The organism is Planomicrobium stackebrandtii, from assembly GCF_030814955.1.
Lineage (GTDB): Bacteria > Bacillota > Bacilli > Bacillales_A > Planococcaceae > Planococcus > Planococcus stackebrandtii.
On the sequence record NZ_JAUSWB010000005.1, the window covers coordinates 41998 to 64274 of the forward strand.

18 protein-coding genes and 1 riboswitch are annotated in these 22277 nt (G+C 43.9%); of the genes, 13 read left to right on the top strand and 5 right to left on the bottom strand.

Going from position 1 to position 22277, the window contains the following annotated elements:
* Window positions 1-7: 7 nt before the first annotated feature.
* Window positions 8-1225: a formaldehyde dehydrogenase, glutathione-independent gene (fdhA, locus tag QOZ98_RS09975; protein WP_308787305.1), complete on the bottom strand. Its 1218-nt coding sequence runs from the start codon at window positions 1223-1225 to the stop codon at window positions 8-10.
* Between the two features lie 215 nt (window positions 1226-1440).
* On the opposite strand from fdhA, the gene QOZ98_RS09980 reads away from it, so the two are divergent.
* On the top strand, window positions 1441-1812 hold the full coding sequence (locus tag QOZ98_RS09980; RefSeq protein WP_308787306.1) for a winged helix-turn-helix transcriptional regulator: 372 nt from the start codon (window positions 1441-1443) through the stop codon (window positions 1810-1812).
* Window positions 1813-2037: 225 nt separating this feature from the next.
* Here QOZ98_RS09980 and QOZ98_RS09985 read toward each other — a convergent pair whose 3' ends face one another.
* Complete coding sequence (locus QOZ98_RS09985) at window positions 2038-3285, bottom strand: DUF4153 domain-containing protein (protein ID WP_308787307.1); 1248 nt, start codon at window positions 3283-3285, stop codon at window positions 2038-2040.
* Between the two features lie 360 nt (window positions 3286-3645).
* On the opposite strand from QOZ98_RS09985, the gene QOZ98_RS09990 reads away from it, so the two are divergent.
* From QOZ98_RS09990 to QOZ98_RS10005, 4 genes are all read left to right on the top strand, one after another.
* Window positions 3646-4128: a nucleoside deaminase gene (locus QOZ98_RS09990; RefSeq protein WP_308787308.1), complete on the top strand. Its 483-nt coding sequence runs from the start codon at window positions 3646-3648 to the stop codon at window positions 4126-4128.
* Between the two features lie 207 nt (window positions 4129-4335).
* On the top strand, window positions 4336-5184 hold the full coding sequence (locus QOZ98_RS09995) for an NAD-dependent epimerase/dehydratase family protein (RefSeq protein WP_308787614.1): 849 nt from the start codon (window positions 4336-4338) through the stop codon (window positions 5182-5184).
* A gap of 33 nt (window positions 5185-5217) precedes the next feature.
* Window positions 5218-6057, top strand: coding sequence for an aldo/keto reductase (locus tag QOZ98_RS10000; RefSeq protein ID WP_308787309.1), 840 nt, complete (start codon window positions 5218-5220; stop codon window positions 6055-6057).
* A 226-nt stretch (window positions 6058-6283) separates the two neighbouring features.
* Window positions 6284-7480: a DUF4317 domain-containing protein gene (locus QOZ98_RS10005; RefSeq protein WP_308787310.1), complete on the top strand. Its 1197-nt coding sequence runs from the start codon at window positions 6284-6286 to the stop codon at window positions 7478-7480.
* 139 nt (window positions 7481-7619) lie between these two features.
* Here QOZ98_RS10005 and QOZ98_RS10010 read toward each other — a convergent pair whose 3' ends face one another.
* Both QOZ98_RS10010 and QOZ98_RS10015 read right to left on the bottom strand, forming a co-directional pair.
* Window positions 7620-8852, bottom strand: coding sequence for a hypothetical protein (locus tag QOZ98_RS10010; protein ID WP_308787311.1), 1233 nt, complete (start codon window positions 8850-8852; stop codon window positions 7620-7622).
* Between the two features lie 474 nt (window positions 8853-9326).
* Window positions 9327-10295, bottom strand: a complete 969-nt coding sequence (locus QOZ98_RS10015; protein WP_308787312.1) for a sugar phosphate isomerase/epimerase family protein — start codon at window positions 10293-10295, stop codon at window positions 9327-9329.
* 200 nt (window positions 10296-10495) lie between these two features.
* On the opposite strand from QOZ98_RS10015, the gene QOZ98_RS10020 reads away from it, so the two are divergent.
* The 8 genes from QOZ98_RS10020 to katG all read left to right on the top strand — a co-directional run bounded on the left by QOZ98_RS10020 (window position 10496) and on the right by katG (window position 20517).
* Window positions 10496-11485, top strand: a complete 990-nt coding sequence (locus tag QOZ98_RS10020; protein WP_308787313.1) for a LacI family DNA-binding transcriptional regulator — start codon at window positions 10496-10498, stop codon at window positions 11483-11485.
* Window positions 11486-11602: 117 nt separating this feature from the next.
* Window positions 11603-12583, top strand: a complete 981-nt coding sequence (locus tag QOZ98_RS10025) for a substrate-binding domain-containing protein (RefSeq protein ID WP_308787314.1) — start codon at window positions 11603-11605, stop codon at window positions 12581-12583.
* 64 nt (window positions 12584-12647) lie between these two features.
* A complete protein-coding gene (locus QOZ98_RS10030) occupies window positions 12648-14162 on the top strand; it encodes a sugar ABC transporter ATP-binding protein (protein ID WP_308787315.1) in 1515 nt (504 codons plus the stop codon).
* Window positions 14155-15129 (top strand): ABC transporter permease, encoded by a 975-nt coding sequence (locus QOZ98_RS10035; RefSeq protein ID WP_308787316.1) that lies wholly within the window; start codon window positions 14155-14157, stop codon window positions 15127-15129. The genes QOZ98_RS10030 and QOZ98_RS10035 overlap by 8 nt, the downstream gene beginning before the upstream one ends.
* An 11-nt stretch (window positions 15130-15140) precedes the next feature.
* Window positions 15141-16199 carry a Gfo/Idh/MocA family protein gene (locus QOZ98_RS10040; RefSeq protein WP_308787317.1) on the top strand — a complete coding sequence of 353 codons (1059 nt, stop codon included), beginning with the start codon at window positions 15141-15143 and terminating at the stop codon, window positions 16197-16199.
* A 191-nt stretch (window positions 16200-16390) separates the two neighbouring features.
* Window positions 16391-17161, top strand: coding sequence for an alpha/beta hydrolase (locus QOZ98_RS10045; RefSeq protein WP_308787318.1), 771 nt, complete (start codon window positions 16391-16393; stop codon window positions 17159-17161).
* 214 nt (window positions 17162-17375) lie between these two features.
* Entirely contained in the window at window positions 17376-18008 is a 633-nt protein-coding gene (locus tag QOZ98_RS10050) for a Yip1 family protein (RefSeq protein WP_308787319.1), read from the top strand.
* A 259-nt stretch (window positions 18009-18267) separates the two neighbouring features.
* Window positions 18268-20517, top strand: a complete 2250-nt coding sequence (gene katG / locus QOZ98_RS10055) for a catalase/peroxidase HPI (protein ID WP_308787320.1) — start codon at window positions 18268-18270, stop codon at window positions 20515-20517.
* Between the two features lie 76 nt (window positions 20518-20593).
* Here katG and solA read toward each other — a convergent pair whose 3' ends face one another.
* Window positions 20594-21781, bottom strand: coding sequence for an N-methyl-L-tryptophan oxidase (gene solA, locus QOZ98_RS10060; RefSeq protein WP_308787321.1), 1188 nt, complete (start codon window positions 21779-21781; stop codon window positions 20594-20596).
* A 225-nt stretch (window positions 21782-22006) separates the two neighbouring features.
* Window positions 22007-22111: riboswitch (SAM riboswitch) on the top strand.
* Window positions 22112-22277 lie beyond the last annotated feature (166 nt).

A 22277-nucleotide genomic window follows, 5' to 3' on the forward strand; every position in this document is an offset into this window, starting at 1 on the left:
AAATATGTTACTTCTTAAAATTTCCATGGGGATCAATGACAAACTTTTTGGAAGCTCCTTGGTCAAATTCAGCATAGGCTGCCGGTGCTTGGTCTAACGAGATTACTGTTGCATTTACTGCTTTGGCAATTTGTGCTCTCCCACTTAAAATCGACATCATCAAGTCGCGATGGTATCTCATAACCGGAGTTTGGCCTGTTACAAAAGTATGTGCTTTGGCCCAGCCAAGTCCTAAGCGCACCTTCAAGGTTCCATTTTTTGCATCTTCATCGGAAGCGCCTGGGTCACCGGTTACATAGAGTCCCGGTATACCAAGACGTCCCCCTGCACGAGTAACTTCCATAATGGAATTTAATACGATAGCGGGTGCTTCACCGGCTCCCTCGCCATGTCCGCTGGCTTCAAAGCCGACGCAATCAATGGCGCAATCGACCTCCGGGACACCCAGTATCTGAGCAATTTGTTCTCCAAGATTCGCATGTTCCCGAAGGTTTACTGTTTCACAGCCGAAACTATGGGCCTGGGCAAGACGCTCCTTGTTTAAATCCCCTACGATGACAACAGATGCACCCAGTAGTTGAGCAGAGTGGGCAGCGGCTAAACCTACAGGGCCAGCCCCGGCAACATAGACAGTAGCTCCTGGTTTTACACCGGCACTCACGGCACCATGATAGCCCGTCGGAAAAATATCAGAAAGCATCGTTAAATCAAGTATTTTTTCCATCGCCTGATCTTTATCCGGAAATTTCAGCAACTGGAAATCCGCGTAAGGGACCATAACATATTCCGATTGGCCACCGACCCATCCACCCATGTCGACATAGCCATAGGCAGACCCAGGGCGATCCGGGTTTACGTTCTCACAAATATGTGTATCCTGCTCTTTGCAGCTGCGGCAGCGGCCACAGGCAATATTAAACGGTACAGACACCAGGTCCCCTTTTTTTATAAACTCAACATCCCGGCCCACTTCAATGACTTCGCCGGTAATTTCATGGCCGAGGACAAGCCCTTCAGGAGCTGTCGTCCGACCCCGCACCATGTGTTGATCACTTCCGCAAATATTCGTGGTAACGATTTTTACAATCACTCCATGCTCGCATTTCCGCCCGACATTTAACGGATTTACCCCGGGACCGTCTCTAATGATTAATTCAGGGTAACTAATGTCTTCAACGGTTACATGTCCAGCACCTCTGTATACCACTGCTCTATTTCCTGCCATCCTTGTCATCTCCTATCCCAATTTTTCACATGTGAAATGAAATCCTTACACCAATCCAGCATCGACGAGAGAATCAAAACGTTTTGTTATGAAAATAAAAAATCTATATATTCTGTTTATTCTAAATTATAATTCTTTTTATTGGAAGAACGCACTTTTTTGTGAGAAGGTTACCAAAAGGATACTTTCAGGAAACAGAAGGAAGGGGCAATCCAATGGATGATTTACGGTCAGAAATAAAAAGGGAAATTGAGTGTGGCGAATTTAATTGCGAAAAAGAACTGACCTTATCTATTATCAGTGGCAAATGGAAAATCATCATTATTTACTATTTAGAAACAGAAGGTGTTTTACGATTTAGTGAGATTAAACGATTACTTCCAAAAATTACACATAAGGTATTAACCACGCAAATCAGAGAGTTAGAAGAAGATGGGATTGTTCATCGGAAAGTATTTCCTGAAGTCCCATCGAGAGTGGAATATTCTTTAACAGATTTAGGGGAAAGCCTCATTCCAATCGTTTTACTGATGGACGAGTGGGGGAAGAAAAACATCAAACACTTTCCTATTGCAAAAAATGTGTGAGGATCTCTTCGTGGGGTCCTTTTTCATTTTCAAAAGTATTTGCTGGTACCCGGTTGATTAAGAAATTTCATTTAGATCCAATACGAAGAGCCTTATCGTAAGTAAGTGAAGTGTTATAAAAATAAGCCAAGAATACCAAGCAAGATATAAAAACTTGCTTGGTATTTTTGGCTTGTATAGATTCATGATTTAGAAGGCAAAATCTCGTTGTATTAAAAGGCTTTTCTAATTAAAAATTATCGGAAAAGCAAATATAACGAAAGCTGCCCAAATTCCATAGACCGGCAAATATTTCGTAACGGCATCTTGGATAGTGGAAGGACCGGTTTTGTTTCGCAGAAAACGCAGGTAGGAAAGCATGATCCAAATTAAATTGGCCCAAATAACGATGTTTACACCTAAAACAGCAAGCCGGTTGGGTGTAATTCCATAAGAAGAAAGTCTGAACACTATGGCTGACAAAGCTACACTGTCGATGATAAGAGCCAGAACAATTAAGGCGAAATTTATATAATCGGAAATGTTCTTTTTCTCGTCTGAGCCGCTTTCGGTGATGGAAAATATGGTGACGACCAGCACACCGAGGAGTATGCCGTTAAAGGCTATTAGGAAGTTGCGATCCAAGAATGGGTTTTTTTCCAGCCAAATAACCGCTATAAGATAGGCTAACAATGTTGCCAGGACGAGTGGACTGAAAATTTTAGCTATATACGGGGCAATATTTTTAGCGAGTTTAAGATTCCTTGATACCACGTATGCTGTCACAACGGCGATAGCAGCAGCTCCAAATAAAACGATATTACTAAAATAGAATTCTTCTATATTTAATCCGATAAAGCTGAATAACTGCATGGTAATTGCTGCTAGCAGCATGCCGCTGATTGCCATACCGGCGTAAAGTACGAAGAAATTCAAGTTAAATTTAAGATAGGCTAGCCTCATGCTGTCTTTGCCATATTCATTCCCTGTAAATGCAAGACCAACCAATGCCCATAAGAATACGGGAAGGTGCAAGTAAGCAAGAATGATGCTGTCTGTATATTCTAAGGGAAGCATATTCAGGTAAATCCCAGAGATTAGGAATAACACTGCAAGGCAGTAAAGAACATATTTTTTAGGTTGATTTTTGTATACAAAATAGACGGCAATAAAGGGAAGTACCCCAAAAGCAAGGTTAACTGGGGCAATTGCCTGCTGTTCGACAAAATGGAATATAATCCTGGTGCTTATTCCGGCCAGAATTGCTAAAATGCCCATCAATAAGAAATCTTTTTGAAGAAAAAAATCTTTTTCTGTATTTGCCGCTTCTTTGAAATGCAACCTTTCATACCAAACGGCAAGAACCGGTGAATCAGGGGTTTGTTCGAAAGCGTGTGCAAATGCTTTTTTAAAAGCTTTCGGGTCTTCTCTAAACAATCTTTCCAGCTCATTGGGATTTGCGATATTTTCGATAACCATATTGTTGCTGTCCACAATTTTTACCTCCTCTTATAGTTGTCCTATTAAGTCTGGCTTACATCAGTATTATTAATATGATTCTAACAAAATATTTATCGAATAACAATAAATATTTATTCATTATCACTACTTTTTTGTCGTTTGGTATTTACTTAAAAAAATAAAAAGCATCCCTCTACCCAAGAGGCGCTCCAAACCGTTAAGTGTCACAAGGGAAAACTGCGGTCACAACGGAATTGTAAGCGAAGTATCAAAAGACCACTTAGGATGATGATAAACAACCGTCTTAAGTATTTTTTGTACCAAAAATTTAAAGGTGATTCAGCAAGTGGATAGAAATAACTTGTTATAGATTTAAATAAGGAGGAATCATAAATGATCAGCGAAACAGATTTGAAGCATTTGCGGCGTTGTGTGGAATTGGCGGAAACAGCTTTGGAAAAAGGAGACGAGCCGTTCGGTTCCGTCCTTGTTTCAGCTGCTGGAGAAGTGCTGTTTGAAGACCATAACCATGTGGCAGGCGGGGACCATACGCAGCATCCGGAGTTTGCAATAGCAAGGTGGGCGGCAAATAACATGGCCCTTAAAGAAAGAAGCAAGGCGACCGTCTATACTTCCGGAGAACATTGCCCGATGTGTGCGGCGGCTCATGGCTGGGTCGGCTTGGGGCGGATCGTATATGCCAGTTCATCAGAGCAATTAGCTGGGTGGTTAAGCGAATTGGGCGCTGCGCCAGCGCCTGTCCGCAATCTGTCCATCCAAGAAGTGATCAAGGATGCGGCAGTAGAGGGTCCTGTCCCTGAACTGGCAGAGCAAGTCCATCAGCTCCATCGCCGGCTGTACGCAAGGAGCGGTTAAATAGGGAATCTCTGTAGCTTAAGTATTGGCTGAGTTGCTTTTTGCACCTTGCAGATGGTTATGATGAAAGAGAGTCAAAAGCCAAACTAACGTACTTGATGATAAATAGTTTTTGACATATAGTTAGTTTGATTGATGAACAAAGTTGTTGTATGAACCAGTTTTATGTGCGCAATTCGGTAATGCTTAGAAAATGGAGGGATGAACATGCAAAAGGTAGTCGTAACAGGTGGAAGTGGTCTGCTGGGCCGGGACGTTATAAAAGAATTTTTGGAGCATGGTTATGAAGTTGTGAATGCAGATCTGAAGCACCCAAAAGAAGCGCTTTGCAGAACAGTAATCACAGATTTGACGAATCTGGGCGAGGTTTATGGTGTGTTGGCTGGCGCTGATGCAGTTGTACATCTTGCGGCGATTCCGGTTGCTTACTCACATCCGAACGAAGTGACTTTTCAGAATAACGTCATGTCTACGTATAACATTTTAGAAGCTGCGGGAAGTTTGGGGATTAAAAAAGCTGTCATTTCATCAAGTGAGTCTTCATATGGTATTTGTTTTTCAAAACAAAATTTAAACCCGCAGTACGTACCGATAGATGAGCAACACCCGCAATTGCCAGAAGAAAGCTATGGTTTGTCCAAGATTGTTAATGAAAACACAGCTGACATGATCCACCGCAGAACAGGAATGCAGGTCGTGTCGTTCAGGTTGGGAAATGTCATAGCTCCTGAAATGTATCAAAACTTTCCTGGGTTCATCCATGATCCGGAACAGCGCAAAACCATTTTATGGAGTTATATTGATACACGTGATGCAGCTAGTGCTTATCGACTGGCCGTGGAAACGGATGACCTTGGTTCTGTTGCTCTTAACATCGGAGCGGATGAAACAAGTATGGATGTTGAAAGCAAACAATTGATGGAAATATGCTTTCCGGATGTAAAAGATTTTAGAAAAAAACTGACAGGCTTCGAGCCGCTGTTAAACAATGACAAGGCGAAGCAACTTCTGAATTGGAAGCCTGCTCATAAGTGGAGAAATTATGTAAATCTATAAGGTGATCAAAAAAATAGATAAGAGGTGGCAAACATGTCAAATCATATTCAACCTACAACTACGTTACATAATGGAGTGAAAATGCCATGGCTGGGCCTGGGTGTCTTTAAAGTAGAAGATGGGGAAGAAGTCGTACAGTCAATAAAAACGGCTCTTGAAGTGGGCTACAGAAGCATTGACACTGCCGCCATTTATGGAAATGAGGAAGGCGTTGGCAAAGCGATTGCGGAAGCCAATGTCCCTAGAGAAGAATTGTTCATTACGACAAAAGTTTGGAATGCCAATCACGGTTATGAAGCCACCCTCACTGCTTTTGATGAAAGTATGGAGAAATTGGGCTTAGACTACTTGGATTTGTATTTGATTCATTGGCCCCTTCCTTCTAAAGGGAAATTCGCAGAAACTTGGAAAGCGCTTGAAAAGCTTTACAAGGATGGACGTGTTCGAGCCATTGGCGTGAGTAATTTCAAAGTTACTCACCTTGAAGAAATCATCGAAGACTGTGAAGTGGTACCGATGGTCAATCAAGTAGAGTATCATCCGCGATTTAATCAACGGGAACTGCATGATTTTTGTAAGAAACACGGCATCCAACTCGAAGCCTGGTCTCCACTAATGCAAGGAGAACTGCTAAATGAACCGGCTTTGATGGAAATTGCAAAAGAATACAGCAAATCAACGGCCCAGATTATTATCCGCTGGGACATACAAACGGGAGTCGTGACGATTCCAAAGTCAGTCAAACCTCACCGTATTGCTGAAAATGCAGATGTTTTTGATTTTGAAATTTCACAGGAGAACATGGACAAAATTAATGCCCTGAATAAGGATCAACGTATGTTTGCGGATCCAGATGAGTTTGATAGAGTATAGATTTTGCATCTTAGAGTTACAAAGTGCTGAACTCAGAAGTTTAGGAGGCAATCTTCTAAAGTAAAAAAACTGTGTTTCGGTCCGATCTACTCAATTCGAAATTGCCTGTGTTCCTTTATTCCACATAAATATTGTTATAATGAAAGAGCACCAAAAGCTGCATAGCTTTGGATGCTCTTTTTTTGTATACATCATGGACTTACAAGTTAGGGAGTTGGAATTTGAGATGAATAAGAAAGATATAGCGGATATTCGCAAACGATTTAAACTGGATACCGACCTACTGAAAATCGCTGAAATTTATAACATCTACATCCAGCAGGAAAGCAGTGAAATCTTTCACGAAGAAAGCCGTTCGTTTTCCATGCTGGACCGGGAGCAGCAAGAGCTGTTCTTTGACAACTTTAAAAAGGTACTGGGCGGAAAGCTGGATGCGAAGATGTTCGAAGTGAAGTTCCAGCCGCAAGAAGAGGGGCAGGCAGACCATACGCAGCGGTTACTATATGAGGGGCTTGAGGCAAAAGAAGTCGCTGAATGGAAAGAGAATATGCAGCGCATCGCCTTGAAGATGGTGGAAGACCGGCCGTATGAAAAGGATATGGTCGTCACCTTTATTCGCGGAAATTATTCTAAAACGACAAGACGCAGCCCTGACGAAACGGAAATCGACATGCGCGATGAAGTGTATACGACTTCGTTTATCCTTTGCAGCATGAACCAAACCGAACTGCCGAAAAGTTCGCTGGTGTTTAATTTTGTTGAAAAAGAGTATAAGGCAAATGTGCTTGTCGATCCCGTCATTAAACTAAGCTCGCCAATCGGTGGGTTTCTGTTCCCGAGCTTCACGGACAATTCAGCAGACATCCACCACATCCTCTATGCAGCGGGCAAAGCCAATAAACCGGACTTCCAGTTTATCGAGAACGTCTTGAATGGCGATGAGATCATTACGGCCGAAGAAGAAAAAGCAGTATTCGAGGAAATCGTCAAAGCCGTAATCGGCAGCGACGAAGTGAACTCGAGAACACTCGCCGGCGTATACGACGAAATCAATCAGATGCTGGTCGTGGCAGAAGAAAGTGATGACGATGAAGAGGGTGCACCGATCTTGGATACTACCGAGATTACGCGCGTTCTGAAGGCAAGCGGTGTCAAAGACGTCAGTCCGGAAAAAGTGGAGAGGGCCTTCCAGCAAGTGGTTGAAGACAAAACCTATGAAATGAAAGCCAGCCATATCGTTCCAAGCTACTCGTCCAAATCCATCAAAATAAGCACGAAAGTCGCCAATATCGCGATCAGTCCCCAAGACTTACGTTACGTCAAAGAGGTCAATTACAACGGCAAACGCTGCATCTTGATCGAAGTGGAAGAAGACACGATGATTGAAGGCTTCAAGCTGCTTGCGGAAGAAGAGCTGGAGTAGGAGTGAGATTTGAGAAAGTGTTCAGCCAGCTATCTAAAGTGGATAAGGGGATAAATCGCAATTAGCCCTGGCGAGCAGCCTTGTCATAAGTAAAAAAGTTTTAATTTTAAAAATTTATTCTCTTGTTTCTAACTTTGGATTAATTTTCATTATTTTTATGAAGTATACTCTTCGGCAAATGAAGGTTGAGTTTTCTTAGTTTTTTTATTCTTCGGGAATGATCAATGTTCATGATGACAGCTACAAGGAGAGAGATGAGTACTACAAAGAGTGCTAGCCGCGCATTGATTAAGAGAGCGCTGGTGAAAATCATGCTAAAGAAGAAGAGCATACCGAAACTGCGAGTAATTCGGATGGCATTGAGGATGGGTTTGATGCTATCTAACTTTTGATTAGCAATTAATATTTCTTTATCTATTTTCTGATTTAGATAAGAAATTCTACTATGGTATAGCTTTTTATTTCTTTCAAGGTTTAGTAAGACGACTTCTTCCTCTTTGTCATTAAACGATCTTGCCATCTTAACCGATATATCAATTTCCTCTAAAATATCACTGAACCGCAGTCGCGAAGCAATTACAGAAATAAATGATAATGTGCAAAACAACGATTCAATCAATATAATGACAAATAAATCATTATGGCTGAAAGTAGCCATATGATTTTCTAAGGCTTGGAGATCAAAATTAATTAAGATTTTTAATAAGCCTTTAAGAGAATTAAGTAAAGCTGATATATCAGTAAGGAGTATTTTATTAGAAGTAATCAAAGTGATGAAACCAGCAAATGCAAGGCCACTGAACAAAGCACTTTCCAAAATATAAGAATTAATACGGTCATTTGTATAATTCAGCATTCCTTCCAGTCTGACTAAATCGATATCATTCGAATAGGTATCAAACTCTGTTTGTTCTTTAGTTTGTCCAGATGCATCAGTAGGATCCGTTAAATTTCCATCTGCTTCCATATTAGGTTTAGGCTTCTTCAGGCTGTTTTCATTTATTACTATAATATAAAATCCATAGCATAAAAAAGTAGTTATACTCAAGAGTAATCTCCAAAAGATATGGATGTCTTCATATAGATAAAAGGCAACAGTGGTAATGGAGAAAATGATAAAAGAGGTTACAAAGGTAGAAACTGTCGTATATTTTAATTCATCTTCATTAATACTGACCTTATGCTTACGAGCATAGCTATCTGTAAATAAAAAAATAGTAGATGGAATCAGAATGAGCTGTAAAGTCCAGAATAAAACTTCCCCCATAAAATCAAACTGTCGTGAATTTACTACTATCCATCTTAATATAAAATCTGCTACTAAAAACCGATAAACAAGACCATAACTCTTCTTAGGAGCTAGGCTGGTCATATCTCTAAACCTCCTCTGTTCAGATTTGGTTATAATTTACTACAAATATAGTTTAAATGCTATATATTTTTTGTTTATAATGAAATAATGATTTATTTTTGATCTGGAAATCAATTTAAGTAATTTCAATAGATTAATTTGTATTAAGGTACTTCACGAGAATTTGTAAAAGTTGTTCTGTTTTAAATAAATTCACTAAGTTTTGATAAAGTGCAAAAAAGTATAGTAAACCTCATTTAGACTGGATAATGGAAGGTTTATTATAAACGAATAAAGTTTTTATTTACCCAATTGGTGACTTACAGTATTTTAGTTTTTAGAATTGAGAAGTATGTAAAAAAAGGAATAAAAATTTTTAAGAAATTGGATTCATCGCTAAATTCTGCTCAAAGTGAAATCAATTTTCAACAATATCAAAAAAAGCGAAATCCACTACTGGATTCCGCTTTTTGAATGGCAATAAATGCTCTATGATCACGTCCACCACATCTCCGCAACAGACTCTTTCACCACGACGGGCTTCAAATTCTCCACAGCTTTCGTAAAACCTTCGTTGATCGACATCAGCCCGTCTTCGTGTTCAATGCTGACGACATAATCGTAGTCGTAGAGGCGCAAGGTGCTGATGATGTCGGCCCATGTTTTTTGGTCGTGGCCAAATCCGACGGTGCGGAAATACCAGGAACGGTCTTTCATCTGGGAATAGTCGGTCATATCGGTCAGGCCGTTTCGGTTGGTGTTTTGCTGGTCGATGACAGTATCTTTAGCATGGAAATGGTGGATGGCGTTTTCCCGTCCGAGAATTTTGATGGCTTCCACAGGATCGATGCCTTGCCACCACATATGGCTTGGGTCCAGGTTCGCGCCGATGGCAGGGCCGCATGCTTCCCGCAGCCGCAGCATGGTCGCAGGGGTGTGGACGGAAAAGCCGCCGTGCAGTTCAAGGCCGATTTTGACGTTGAGCGATTCGGCTAAGCTGTTTTTTTCTTTCCAGTACGGAATCAGCTTTTCTTCCCATTGCCACTTTAAGATTTCCTGGAAATCGTTTGGCCATGCAGCGACTGGCCAGTTGGGGTACAGCGCGTTCTCGTGGTCGCCCGGGCAGCCGGAAAACGTGTTGACGACCGGAACTCCGAGTTTTGACGCCAGCTGCATGGTCTTGATGAGCAACTCGTCCGCTTCATCTGCAATCTGTTTTTGCGGATGAAGCGGGTTGGCATGGCAGCTGAGCGCGCTGATGATCAAGCCGGCGTCTTCGATTTGCTGCTTGAAAAGGTGCTGTTTCTTCTCATCTTCAAGCAACTCGTCCAATTTGCAATGGGCATCTCCCGGGTAGCCGCCGGTGCCAAGTTCGATGGCTTCAATGCCTTTTGAAGCCACATAAGCCAGCATGTCTTCAAAATTCCGGTCGGAGAATAATACAGTAAAAACTCCCAGTTTCACTAAAAATCCCTCCATTCTAAATTTCTGAATATACTGTCATGTAAACCGTTACATTCTTAACATATAGAAATAATTGCAGTAAATCAACGGTTTTTTCATTAAAAATTAGTTATTGACAGATAATTCCGAATAATTTATGATGAAAATGTAATCGATTTCATTTTACAGTATGCGTATCGTGTCAGAAAGAAGGAACCAATATGGCAAACATCCAACAGGTGGCTAAACATGCAGGGGTTTCAGTTGCAACTGTCTCCCGGGTGCTCACCGGAAAAAACATTGTCACAGCTAAAACCAAGCAGAAGGTAGAGGAGGCGATCCAATACTTAAATTATGAGCCGAGCATGCTGGGGCGAAACCTGCGGAATTCGGAAAGCCGCATTGTGCTGATCTTGATCCCGACGATTTCCAACCCATTCTATTTTGAAATCATCAAAGGAATCGAGAATATGGCACTCAGCCAAAATTACAGCATTTTGTTGTGCGAAACAGATTCGAAGCCGGAAAAGGAGGAGATTTATTTCGACTTGCTGCGGAAGAAGATGGCAGATGGAATTATTTCGATGGATCCCGCTGTGAACGTCGAGACATTGAAAGAGCTTTCCGAAAACTATGCGATTATCCAATGCAGCGAATACGGAGGAGGCGTCGGAATTCCATACGTTACCATCGACAGTGAAGAAGCTTCTTACCGCGCTGTGAAGCATCTGATCCAAATCGGTCACCGGAAAATCGCGTTGATGAATTCAGATGAGAAGTTCCTCTACGCCCGCGAACGGCGGATGGGCTATGAAAGGGCACTAAGAGAACATGGCATTCCGCTGAATAAGGACTATATTCTCTATACACAGGAGCTGGGTTTTGAACAAGGGCAGCTGGCGATGAAGAAAATTCTTCAGTTGGAAGACCGGCCAACAGCAGTGTTTGGCGTATCGGATCTATTGGCAATCGGTGCCCTTAAAGAAATCAACGCCGCCGGCCTCCACGTACCGAACGATATTGCTGTAGTCGGTTTTGATAAAATCGATTTTTCCAATATGACCAACCCGGCACTGACAACCGTCGCCCAACCGATGTATAAGATGGGAACAGTGGCGGCACGGATGCTGATCGAGAAGATACAAGGGAAGCCGGTAGATAGCGTGGTTTTAGGCTTTGAACTAGTCATACGGGAATCAACAACGGGTTGAAAAAGCTGAGATCAACGCTCTGTTATTAAATCGGTTGATGATGGAGCGTTGGTCTTAGCTCTGAATGTAATCGCTTACATTAAAGGGGATTTATAAAAAAACTAAGGGGTGAATAAAGTGAAGAAATTATGGATCATTTTATTGTCTTTCATTACAATCTTTGCATTGGCAGCATGCGGCGACGCGGCAACAGAAGATGCAGGTTCTGCAGATGAAGGCGGAGGAGAAGAGCAATTGACGATCGGCATTTCGCTTCCTTCGGCAACGCATGGCTGGATGGGAGCGTTAATCGAAAGCGCGGAGCAGCAGGCGATGGCGTTGCAGGAAAGTGAAGGCATTGAATACGTCATGACCAATGCGGCAGACCCGAACACACAGGCAAACGACGTGGATGACTTGATCGCACAGGAAGTGGACGTTATTGTCATGCTGCCGATCGAATCTGCGGCGTTGAGTCCGGTCGGGCAAAAGATTAAGGATGCTGGCATTCCGCTTGTTATCGTTGACCGGGAACTTGAAAACGATGCAGCTACAGTAGTGGTTAAAGGAGATAATGAAGGTATCGGCGTCAATGCCGGCAAGTATTTCGTGGAACAATTGAATGGCGAAGGCAAAATCGTTGAGATCACAGGCCCTCCAAGTTCAGTAACCGAACAGCGGGGTGCTGGATTCCAAGAAGCCGTTGCAAACGAACCGGGAATGGAAATCATTGCTTCCCAAAGCGGAGATTTTTCTACCGAGACCTCATTGGAAGTCATGCAAAACATTTTGCAGGCCAACCCTGAAATTGATGCAGTCTTTACACAGGATGACGGCATGGCTCTCGGTGTCTTGCAGGCCATTGAAGAAGCAGGCCGTACGGATATCCAATTTGTCACAGGTGCAGGCGGAGCAAAAGGCGTTTTTGAAGATATTCAAAACGACGGGCTGATGAAAGCCACGTTCCTCTACTCGCCGACTATGGTGGAAGATGCGGTGACCATCGCAGCAGATATTGCCCAGGGCGAAGATCCGGCTGAATCGATGGTGGTGAAAGAAGCCACGCAAGTAACGAAAGACAATGTGGAAGAGTATTACGATCCAGATTCGAAATTCTAAGAGAACTGCCAGGAAATGCGATGGAGCCATTGCATTTCCTCTTTTCCTATAAGGGGGTAACGACGTGGCTACACATCCTTTTGTGGCAATGCACAATATCGAAAAATCGTTTAACGGCGTACCGGTTTTGAAGAAAGTGACGCTGGAAGTGGAGCAAGGTGAAATTCATGCTTTGCTGGGGGAAAATGGGGCAGGCAAATCGACGCTGATGAATATTTTAGGCGGTGTCCATCAACCGGACAACGGACAGATTTTTGTCAAAGGCGAAAAGATCAGCATGGCAAATCCGCATGTTTCACAGGCGCAAGGGATTAGCTTTATCCACCAGGAGCTGAATATGGTCGGCGATTTGAAAGTGTATGAAAACATGTTTCTAGGTTCAGAAATTCGCAACAAAATCGGGTTTTTGAACGTGGAAGAAATGTGCCGCCAAACCCGTGAAATCTTAGCGGAACTGGGCGTCTATATCAATCCGAAAGAATATGTCCGCAATCTGGCGACTTCCTATAAGCAATTGATCGAGATCTCAAAAGCTTTGCTGCACAAGTCGCAGTTGATCATCATGGATGAACCCACGACCTCGCTCGCAGAACATGAGGTCAACCGGCTCTTTGAACTGATGCGGAACTTGAAAAAGTCTGGCGTTTCCATCATTTACATTTCGCATAAGTTGAAGGAAATCCAGGAAGTATGCGACCGCTATACCGTTTTGCGGGATGGCCAGCTGGTCAAGACGGATGTCATGGAGAACGAAAACCTGGAAGTGATCACCAAACTGATGGTGGGAAAAGCCATTTCCCAGGAGCGGTACGTGCATGAGCATAGCTTTGGGGATATGGCATTGGAAGTGGAAGGACTGACGAGCACCGGCTTGTTCAAGGACATCAATTTTACCGTGCAAAAGGGCCAAATAGTAGGTTTTACAGGTCTCGCAGGAGATGGCCGGACAGAACTTTTTGAAAGCTTGTTTGGCTACCGGAAAAAATACGCAGGGACGGTGAAAGTGAAAGGACAAGCCGTAAAAATCAACCATCCCCGAAAAGCGCTGCAGGCGGGACTGGGCTATGTGCCGAAAGACCGGAAAGAAAATGCCATTATCAAAGATTTGAGTGTCATCCACAATATGAGTTTGTCATCGATGGGGAATTTTGAACGCCTGGGTTTTATACAGGATAAAAAAGAGCAGCAGAAATTCAATGCGTATAAAAAACTATTGAACATTAAAGTGCATAATCCGCGCATCACCATTGATAAATTGAGCGGGGGAAACCAGCAGAAAGTCATCATCGCCAAATGGCTGGAAGCGGAAACGGATATCCTCATTTTCGACAATCCGACACAGGGCATCGATGTTGGCGCAAAACAGGAGATCTATCAACAGATCATTGCGCTTGCCAAGCTCGGCAAAGCCATCATTATCCTGTCATCGGAAGCTCCGGAAGTGATGCGGATTTGCCACAACATCCATGTGATGTACCACGGGGAAATTACGGCGCATTTTACAGGCGATGAGGCAAGCGAAGAAGAGATCATGCATTACGCCACAGGAGCGAAAAGGGAGGGAGAGAAAATTGGCTAACATCAACACAAAAGAATACAGTCCGGAATCTCCGAACATGAAAAGCCGGATGACCTGGCTATGGTCGGAATACAGTGTCATTATTGCATTTGTCATTATTTATATCGCCGCCTCCGTGATGAATCCACGGTTTCTTGATATCAATAACCAACTGAATATCCTGATGCAAGTCTCGATTATCGGCATTATTGCGCTTGGCATGACGGTCGTCATGCTGTCAGGCGGCATCGATTTATCGGTCGGTTCTGTATTGGCGCTTGCCGGTGTTGTCTCGGTGCTGGCATTGAACGCCTCAGGCAGCATCTTAGTAGGAATATTCACGGCGCTCCTGGTTGGCTCGTTTGCCGGATTCCTGAATGGCCTGATGGTGGCGAAAGGCAGGATTGCGTCATTTATTGCCACGCTCGGGATGATGGCGGGCGCGCGTTCAATCGCGCTTTACATCGCAGAAGGCGGCAGCGTATCCGGTGAAGTCAGCGGATTTACCGCCATCGCCAACAGCAATTTGTGGATTTTTGATGTTCCCGTCATTATTTTCTTCGTTATGGCGGTATTGATTTATGTATTGATGCACAAAACCCGATTCGGCAGGTACGTTTATGCCCTTGGGTCAAACGAAAAAGCAGCGATGCTATCAGCGATCCGCATCGACCGCATCAAAATTGGAGTTTATACGCTGATTGGCACGCTGGTCGGGATCGCGGCGGTTATTGAAACTTCACGCCTGAATTCGATTTCTTCTTCCAGTTCGGGTGCGCAATACGAACTCGATGCCATTGCAGCTGTTATCATTGGAGGAACGCGGATGACCGGCGGACGCGGAAAAATTATCGGAACCATTTTCGGCATCCTGATTTTGGGTATCCTGAACAATATGATGAATCTGATGAATGTTTCTCCTCATCTTCAAGGATTTGTTAAAGGATTGATCATCATCATCGCCGTTGTGTTCCAAAAACGAGAATAGGAGGAGATGGGATGGGCATCAAGGTAGGCATTATCGGATGCGGCTCGATTACAAAAATGCGGCATGCACCGGAATATTCAGCAAATCCATACGTCGATGAGATTGTTTTTTACGACCGCAATCTCGATCGCTCCGAAGCGATGGTGGAACTGTTTGGCGGCAGCATCGTAAGGAGCGTTGATGAATTGTTTGACGATCCTGACATCGTTGCCATCAGCGATTGTTCGTCAAATGAGCACCACCATTTGTTCTCAACCCAGGCGCTGTTGAGTGGAAAGCACGTGCTGTGTGAAAAACCGATTTCGTTGACGGCAGAAAATGCACGAACCATTCTAGAGGCTCAGAAAAAATCCGGTAAAAAACTGATGGTGGACCATAACCAGCGTTTTACGCGCGCCCACCAAAAAGCGAGAGAAATCATTGCCGGCGGAGAACTGGGAAAGGTCCTGACGTTCCGTACGGCTTTCGGACATTCGGGTCCTGAAGCCTGGGGCATTAATAAAACCAAGTCCACATGGTTTTTTAAAAAAGAGCGGTCGGGATTTGGCGTCGGCGGAGACCTCGGCATCCACAAAATTGATTTGCTGCATTATTTGCTCGACGACGAAATTGTCCAAGTAAGCGCATTTCAAGGGGCGTTGCATAAAGTGGATGAGAACGGAGAGCCGATTGGAGTATGCGACAATCTGGTATGCAGCCTGGCAACCAAAAAAGGACGTATTGGAAACGCTGCGTTTTCCTGGACGTATTACGGCGAAGAAGACAACAGCACCATTGTCTATTGCGAGAAAGGCATCATGAAAATTTACCATAACGACCAGTATCAGCTGGAAATCATCATGCAATCCGGGGAAAAAGTAAACTATGAGCTGGAAGCGATTCAGACAAATGATAACCAAACCCCCAGCGGCGTCATCGATGCTTTTATTGATGCCATTCGCTTGGACCAGGAGCCGATTGTTACCGGAGAAGACGCACTCCAATCGCTGAAAGTCATTTTAGGCATCATGGAAGCTGCGGAAACAAACCAGGTCGTCACCATCGAAAAAGAGTCTCTCCTTCACCAATAAGGAGAGACTCTTTTTTCAGTTCGGACAGCGCATTGGAAATATAATACCTTAACCAATGCGATTTTAAAGCTTAGTTGACAAGTAGGTTTTAATTATAGTCTAATGTGAATAAGCTTTTTTTAGCAGGTCCAGTATACAACAATCGGCAAGAGGAAACTTTCTTGCTTTAGAACAGCTAAAGGAGGATTTGCATGAGTAATGAACAATATCCCGTTATCCCTCAAGCTGACTCATTTTTTCTGAAAGGAAACAGCACCGGCATTTTGTTGTGCCATGGCTTTTTAGGCACGCCGCAAAGTGTTAAGGAATTGGGCGAAGCGATTGCTGCACATGGCTATACAGTTTCCTGTCCGAGGCTCCCCGGCCACGGCACGCATCCTAAAGACCTTGAACAGTTTACCTGCAATGATTGGTTTGCCCGGGTAGAAGAGGCCTATAAAGAACTGGAGCAGACATGTTCGGCAGTTTTCGTTATCGGCCAATCGATGGGTGGCACCTTAAGCTTGGATTTGGCCAGCCGCCACCCGGACATTCAAGGAATTGTCCTGATCAATCCGGCGATCGACATTCCTGCGTTTGAAACGTACCGCAACCAGCCGTCCTCCGGTTATGTCTCAGAAGGCCAACCGGATATCAAAAACGCGGATGCGGTGGAAATCACCTATGAGCAGGCACCGGTCAAAGCGTATCAGCAACTATTACGTTACATGAATGCTGTCGATGCTAAACTCGCGGACGTACGTTGTCCGGTCGTTTGTTTCCAATCGCTTGAAGATCACGTTGTACCGCCCGGCAATACAGAGTATATTCTAAGTAAAGTTCAATCAGAAAACACGCAGAAATACGAACTGCATAATTCCTACCACATTGCTTCTATGGATCATGAGCTGGATTTTATCATTGAAAAGGCTCTTCAATTTATCGAAAAAATCTTTTCATTGCCAGCTGGCGACCCGCTTTAAAACTTATTGTTTTCATAAAAGGCATTCTTTCAGGTTTTATCTGCCTGAAAGAATGCCTTTTATGTTTTCTATATTTTTTGATTCTAATTATATAGTTTTATGAAACTGAAAATTCAGGTAATGGGAAGTGTAAGAGTGTATTGTATAAGTATGGGGGGAATGGAGAGATGCTGCTGCCGCCATTGAGATAACTAAAGGAAAGGAGAGAGGCGCCATGGTAAGAGAAAATCGATTACGCAAAGAGCAGGAAGTCAATCCATTAACCGATATTTGGCTGCGCACACGTGAAACCGTACGCTTCGTTATTGACCGCAAGTCCGCCAAATACATCATTTTCCTTATTATCTTGACGGGATTTGCTTCAGGCCTGATCGGGCTCATGAACACCCAAAATGCTGATATGCAGGCGTGGTCAGCTATTCTTCAGGCGTTGATTACCGGTCCGATAGGAAGTGCATTTGGCTATTTTTTGGGTGCAGCTATATTGATGCTGGTTGGGCGTTTGTTTAAAGGAACGGCAACCTATCAGGAAATGTTCAAGGCGCTTGCCACAGCGCAAATCCCACAAATTTGGCTCTTGCCGCTGCTGATTGTCTGGGCTTTTGCGTCACCATCAACTTTCTTTGCGGACCGGAGGGATGTGGAAGGCGATCCGCTTGTCGTCGTCATGTCTTTGGTAATGGGGGCAGTGTCTGTTTGGACATTCATCATCGTCTGCAAAGCAGTAGGCGAAGCGCATCGTGTGTCGTCTTGGAAAGGATTTTTCATTGTCGTGCTGCCGGGCATCCTTATCACGCTCATTGTTCTTGTTATTGTTTTTGTCCTGTTCGCCTCGTTTTTTAACTAGCTCTGATCGGGAGTTGTTTGAGTGTACAGCGAAAAGTTGAAGCAATAGTGAAAAGATTGGGAAGAAATCGGAGCAGCTTTTCTCCATTCAGAGATTGCAGAAAAGAGTTGTTCAAATTTTCATCCTTATTACTGTTCAGTTCTTCTCTAGTTTAGTATAATTCTAATGTAAGAATTATTACATGCCGTTAGCAATAGCCGGCATCAATAGTTTTGGAGTAACGTTCACTATTTTCATTATTTTTAGGAGGGTTTTAAAGATGGAAAACAACAATGAGCAAAAGCGCCACACCGCTGCATCAGATGCACAATGTCCGATAACGGGCGCAGGCGGGCAACCAAGCAGCCAAACAGGTGGGCACAAAGATAGTGCCATTACAACATCGAACAAACCAGGCAAGACCCAGAATAAAGACTGGTGGCCGAACATGCTGAATGTCAACATCCTTCATCAGCATGATAAAAAATCGAATCCTCTAGGGGAAGAATTTGATTACAAGGCAGAATTCGAGAAATTGGATTATGATGCATTAAAGCAGGATCTTCACGATTTGATGACCAACAGCCAAGAATGGTGGCCGGCTGACTATGGCCATTACGGCGGTTTATTTATCCGCATGTCGTGGCACGCCGCAGGTACTTACCGTGCACTGGACGGCCGTGGAGGCGGTGCTACCGGAAACCAGCGTTTTGCACCGCTTAACAGCTGGCCGGATAACGTGAACTTGGACAAGGCCCGCCGTTTGTTGTGGCCGATCAAGAAAAAATACGGAAACAAAATTTCATGGGCTGATTTACTTCTCTTAACGGGCAACGTGGCACTTGAATCGATGGGCTTCAAAACCTTCGGATTCGGTGGAGGCCGTGAAGACATTTGGGCACCAGAAGAAGACGTTTATTGGGGCAATGAAAAAGAGTGGCTATCAGATAACCGTTATTCAGGGGACCGCGAATTAGAAAAACCTCTTGCAGCAGTTGTAATGGGCTTGATCTATGTAGATCCGCAAGGACCAAATGGCAAGCCGGATCCTCTTGGAAGTGCTTTTGACATTCGTGAGACTTTTGCACGCATGGGAATGAACGACGAAGAGACAGTTGCGTTGATCGCAGGTGGACATACATTCGGTAAAGCTCACGGAGCTGGAGATGCCTCTAACGTAGGCGATGATCCGGAAGCAGCTGTAATGGAGAACCTGGGAATGGGCTGGAAGAGCACATACGGTTCAGGAAAAGGCCGCGATACGATTTCAAGCGGTATCGAAGGCGCTTGGACTGCCAACCCGATACAATGGGATAATGGCTATTACGAGCAATTGTTTGGCTACGAGTGGGAATTGACAAAATCTCCCGCAGGCGCTTACCAATGGACGGCAAAAGATCTGTCAGAAGAACAGATGGCACCTGACGCGGAAGATTCTTCAATCAAAGTGAAAACGATGATGACAACGGCAGACATGGCACTTCGCATGGATCCGGCATACGAAAAGATTTCACGCCGTTACTACGAAAACATGGAAGAGTTCCAAGATGCCTTTGCCCGCGCATGGTTCAAACTTCTTCACCGCGACATGGGACCAAAAGAGCGTTATTTGGGACCAGAAGTTCCAGCAGAAGATTTGATCTGGCAAGATCCAGTACCGGCAGCACCAGGTACATTAAAAGACAAGGAATTGGATGAGCTGAAAGTGAAGATCCTTGAAAGCGGAATAAACCCGCAGCTATTGGTCAAAACAGCTTGGGCTTCTGCCAGCACATACCGTGATTCAGACAAGCGCGGCGGTGCCAACGGAGCACGGATTCGATTCGCTCCACAACGCGAGTGGGAAGTAAACGAGCCAGAAGAATTGGCGAAAGTTCTTTACTTCTACGAGCACTTAAAAGCAGGCACTGACAACAAAATCAGCATCGCTGACTTGATCGTGTTGGGAGGAAATGTTGCAATTGAACAAGCTGTAAAAGCAGCTGGATTTGATATTGCGGTACCATTCACTCAAGGGCGCGGAGATGCACTTGAAGCACAAACCGATGCGGAAAGCTTCGAAGTGTTGGAGCCGATTTCGGACGGTTTCAGAAACTACCAGAAGAAGGAATATGCAACAAGCCCAGAAGAAATGCTGCTGGATAAAGCGAACTTGCTTGGCTTAACAGCTCCAGAAATGACTGTTCTAGTCGGCGGCATGCGCGCATTCGGTGCAAACTACCAAGGAGCGACAGAAGGAATCTTCACCGACAAAGTCGGCGTGTTAACAAACGATTTCTTCGTTAACTTGTTGGACATGAATATCGAGTGGACGCCAGTAGAATTCAATAAATACGAAGGCAAAAACCGTACGACAGGCGAAGTTGTTCGCACTGCAACACGCTTTGACTTAGTATTCGGCTCGAATGCGATTCTTCGTGCAGTTGCCGAAGTTTACGCACAAGACGACAACCAAGAGAAATTCGTTCGCGATTTCATCAAAGCATGGAACAAAGTGATGAATGCCGATCGTTTTAACCTAGAAAACTAGTAAACAAAAATCCCGGTCAGCGCAAAATGCTGACCGGGATTTTTTTGTAAAAAAAAGATTTTGGATCTTTTGTCACTCACACTTTTTTCGGGTATTTGTTCTCAAGATTTGGTGATTGAGGCTGCAAACCAAATCTGCTAAGAGCGAAGATTGAAATGTCCAGCTTGCTTTCGCCTGTTATAGCCAATTGGCTCAATACTTCTCCCATGACACTGCCAAACTTGAAGCCGTGTCCGGAAAATCCGCAGGCAAAGAGGACGCGGCTGTCTTCCGGATGAACATCAACGATAAAATCATTATCGCTTGAAAGTGTGTATAGACACGTTTTTCCTTGCTTTAGTTTGCCATTTGCCTGTGGCAAGTAATGTTCCAGACCTTCCCGCAAGTCGTTTTCATCTGTTTCGTATAATCCAAAGTTTTGCGTTTGGAGGTCTGGGTCGATCGGCTGGCCACCATCAGATCTTCCAATTTTGATCCCACCGCCATTCAAAATGGGAAAACCATAAAACTTCTTATGCTGATCTTCTACAAAAAAAGCCGGGAAATTAGCGGCATCGTACAGTTCGGAAGGCGCTTCAAACCAAGCAACGGCTTTGCGTGTTGGCTGAATGGGCAGCTCTAAATCCGGCAGCAGCTTTGCCGCCCAGGCTCCTGCAGTGACGATGATTTTCTTGGCATAAAATGTTGTGAGTTCCGTTGTAATCTTTACACCCTTTTCGTCGCTTAGATCGATATGCTGAACGGCTGTATTAGGAACAAGTTGCGCCCCATGTGCAAGCGCCGTTTCTTTATATGCCTGAATGGCATTTTCGCTGTAAATGACTCCTGAGTCCGCTTCGAAGCAGCCGGTAAAATGATCTGGTACTGAAAATCCTGGCCATCTTGCATTGATTTCCCGGCCAGTTAGAAGCTCTAACGAAAGGTCATGCTTCTGGGCAGAAGCAATTGTTTCTTCTAGAAAAGGTGAATCTTTCGGGCCTAAGCCGATCACACCAGTTTTTTCGAAGATCTTATATCCTGTTTGCTGTTCCAGCTCTTCCCACAATTGCTGGGCACGTTTCACTAACGTTACGTATTGCCTGCCTTCCCCGTACGCATGCCGGATCAGACGGGTATCCCCGTGGTGGCTGCCATGGCTGTGCGGCGGATCAAATGCATCGATTAATAGGGTTTTTACTTTTTGCTGCGCCAAAAAAGCACCAGCAGCCATTCCCATCGTTCCTGCACCAATTATTGCAACATCAAAAACAGCTTGTTCAGTCATTTTCTCACTCCATTCTTTATAGAAATAATGTCAGGTTCAAAAACAACTGCTTCTCGAACGTTGAATATGAATTATTAGTAGATAGTATGTAAGATTCGAAAGCTTGTCAATCGTTCATTTTTCGCCTGTTTCTTTCAAATTTTTATAAAAGTTCAAATTTGAAGAAAAATGTGTTTGACAAGAGAGACAATGTCCCATACTATCGTTAATATGTAAAAACTAAATAACTTATCAAGAGAGACTGAGGGACAGGCCCTATGACGTCCAGCAACCATCATTTTTATGAGAGGTGCTAATTCCTGCAGAGTGTTTTATTCTGAGAGATAAGAATTCGGCTAAAACCTCTTTCCTATTGGAAGAGGTTTTTTTTATTTTAAAAGGAAATTCATGGGTGATTTTTACCCTGGATACAAGAAAGGAGATTCGCTGTGACTTAATAAATCGCAATAACAATAAATCTGCTATTGCCTTTCACTATGAAATTGATTTGCCACTC

What these genes read in the sequence shown, in the direction of transcription:
- katG (WP_308787320.1), top strand. Translation starts at nt 18,268, where the DNA reads ATGGAAAACAACAATGAGCAAAAGCGCCACACCGCTGCATCAGATGCA.
- QOZ98_RS09995 (WP_308787614.1), top strand. Translation starts at nt 4,336, where the DNA reads ATGCAAAAGGTAGTCGTAACAGGTGGAAGTGGTCTGCTGGGCCGGGAC.
- QOZ98_RS10010 (WP_308787311.1), bottom strand. Translation starts at nt 8,852, where the DNA reads ATGACCAGCCTAGCTCCTAAGAAGAGTTATGGTCTTGTTTATCGGTTT.
- QOZ98_RS09980 (WP_308787306.1), top strand. Translation starts at nt 1,441, where the DNA reads ATGGATGATTTACGGTCAGAAATAAAAAGGGAAATTGAGTGTGGCGAA.
- solA (WP_308787321.1), bottom strand. Translation starts at nt 21,781, where the DNA reads ATGACTGAACAAGCTGTTTTTGATGTTGCAATAATTGGTGCAGGAACG.
- fdhA (WP_308787305.1), bottom strand. Translation starts at nt 1,225, where the DNA reads ATGGCAGGAAATAGAGCAGTGGTATACAGAGGTGCTGGACATGTAACC.
- QOZ98_RS09990 (WP_308787308.1), top strand. Translation starts at nt 3,646, where the DNA reads ATGATCAGCGAAACAGATTTGAAGCATTTGCGGCGTTGTGTGGAATTG.
- QOZ98_RS10005 (WP_308787310.1), top strand. Translation starts at nt 6,284, where the DNA reads ATGAATAAGAAAGATATAGCGGATATTCGCAAACGATTTAAACTGGAT.
- QOZ98_RS10000 (WP_308787309.1), top strand. Translation starts at nt 5,218, where the DNA reads ATGTCAAATCATATTCAACCTACAACTACGTTACATAATGGAGTGAAA.
- QOZ98_RS10020 (WP_308787313.1), top strand. Translation starts at nt 10,496, where the DNA reads ATGGCAAACATCCAACAGGTGGCTAAACATGCAGGGGTTTCAGTTGCA.
- QOZ98_RS10050 (WP_308787319.1), top strand. Translation starts at nt 17,376, where the DNA reads ATGGTAAGAGAAAATCGATTACGCAAAGAGCAGGAAGTCAATCCATTA.
- QOZ98_RS10040 (WP_308787317.1), top strand. Translation starts at nt 15,141, where the DNA reads ATGGGCATCAAGGTAGGCATTATCGGATGCGGCTCGATTACAAAAATG.
- QOZ98_RS10045 (WP_308787318.1), top strand. Translation starts at nt 16,391, where the DNA reads ATGAGTAATGAACAATATCCCGTTATCCCTCAAGCTGACTCATTTTTT.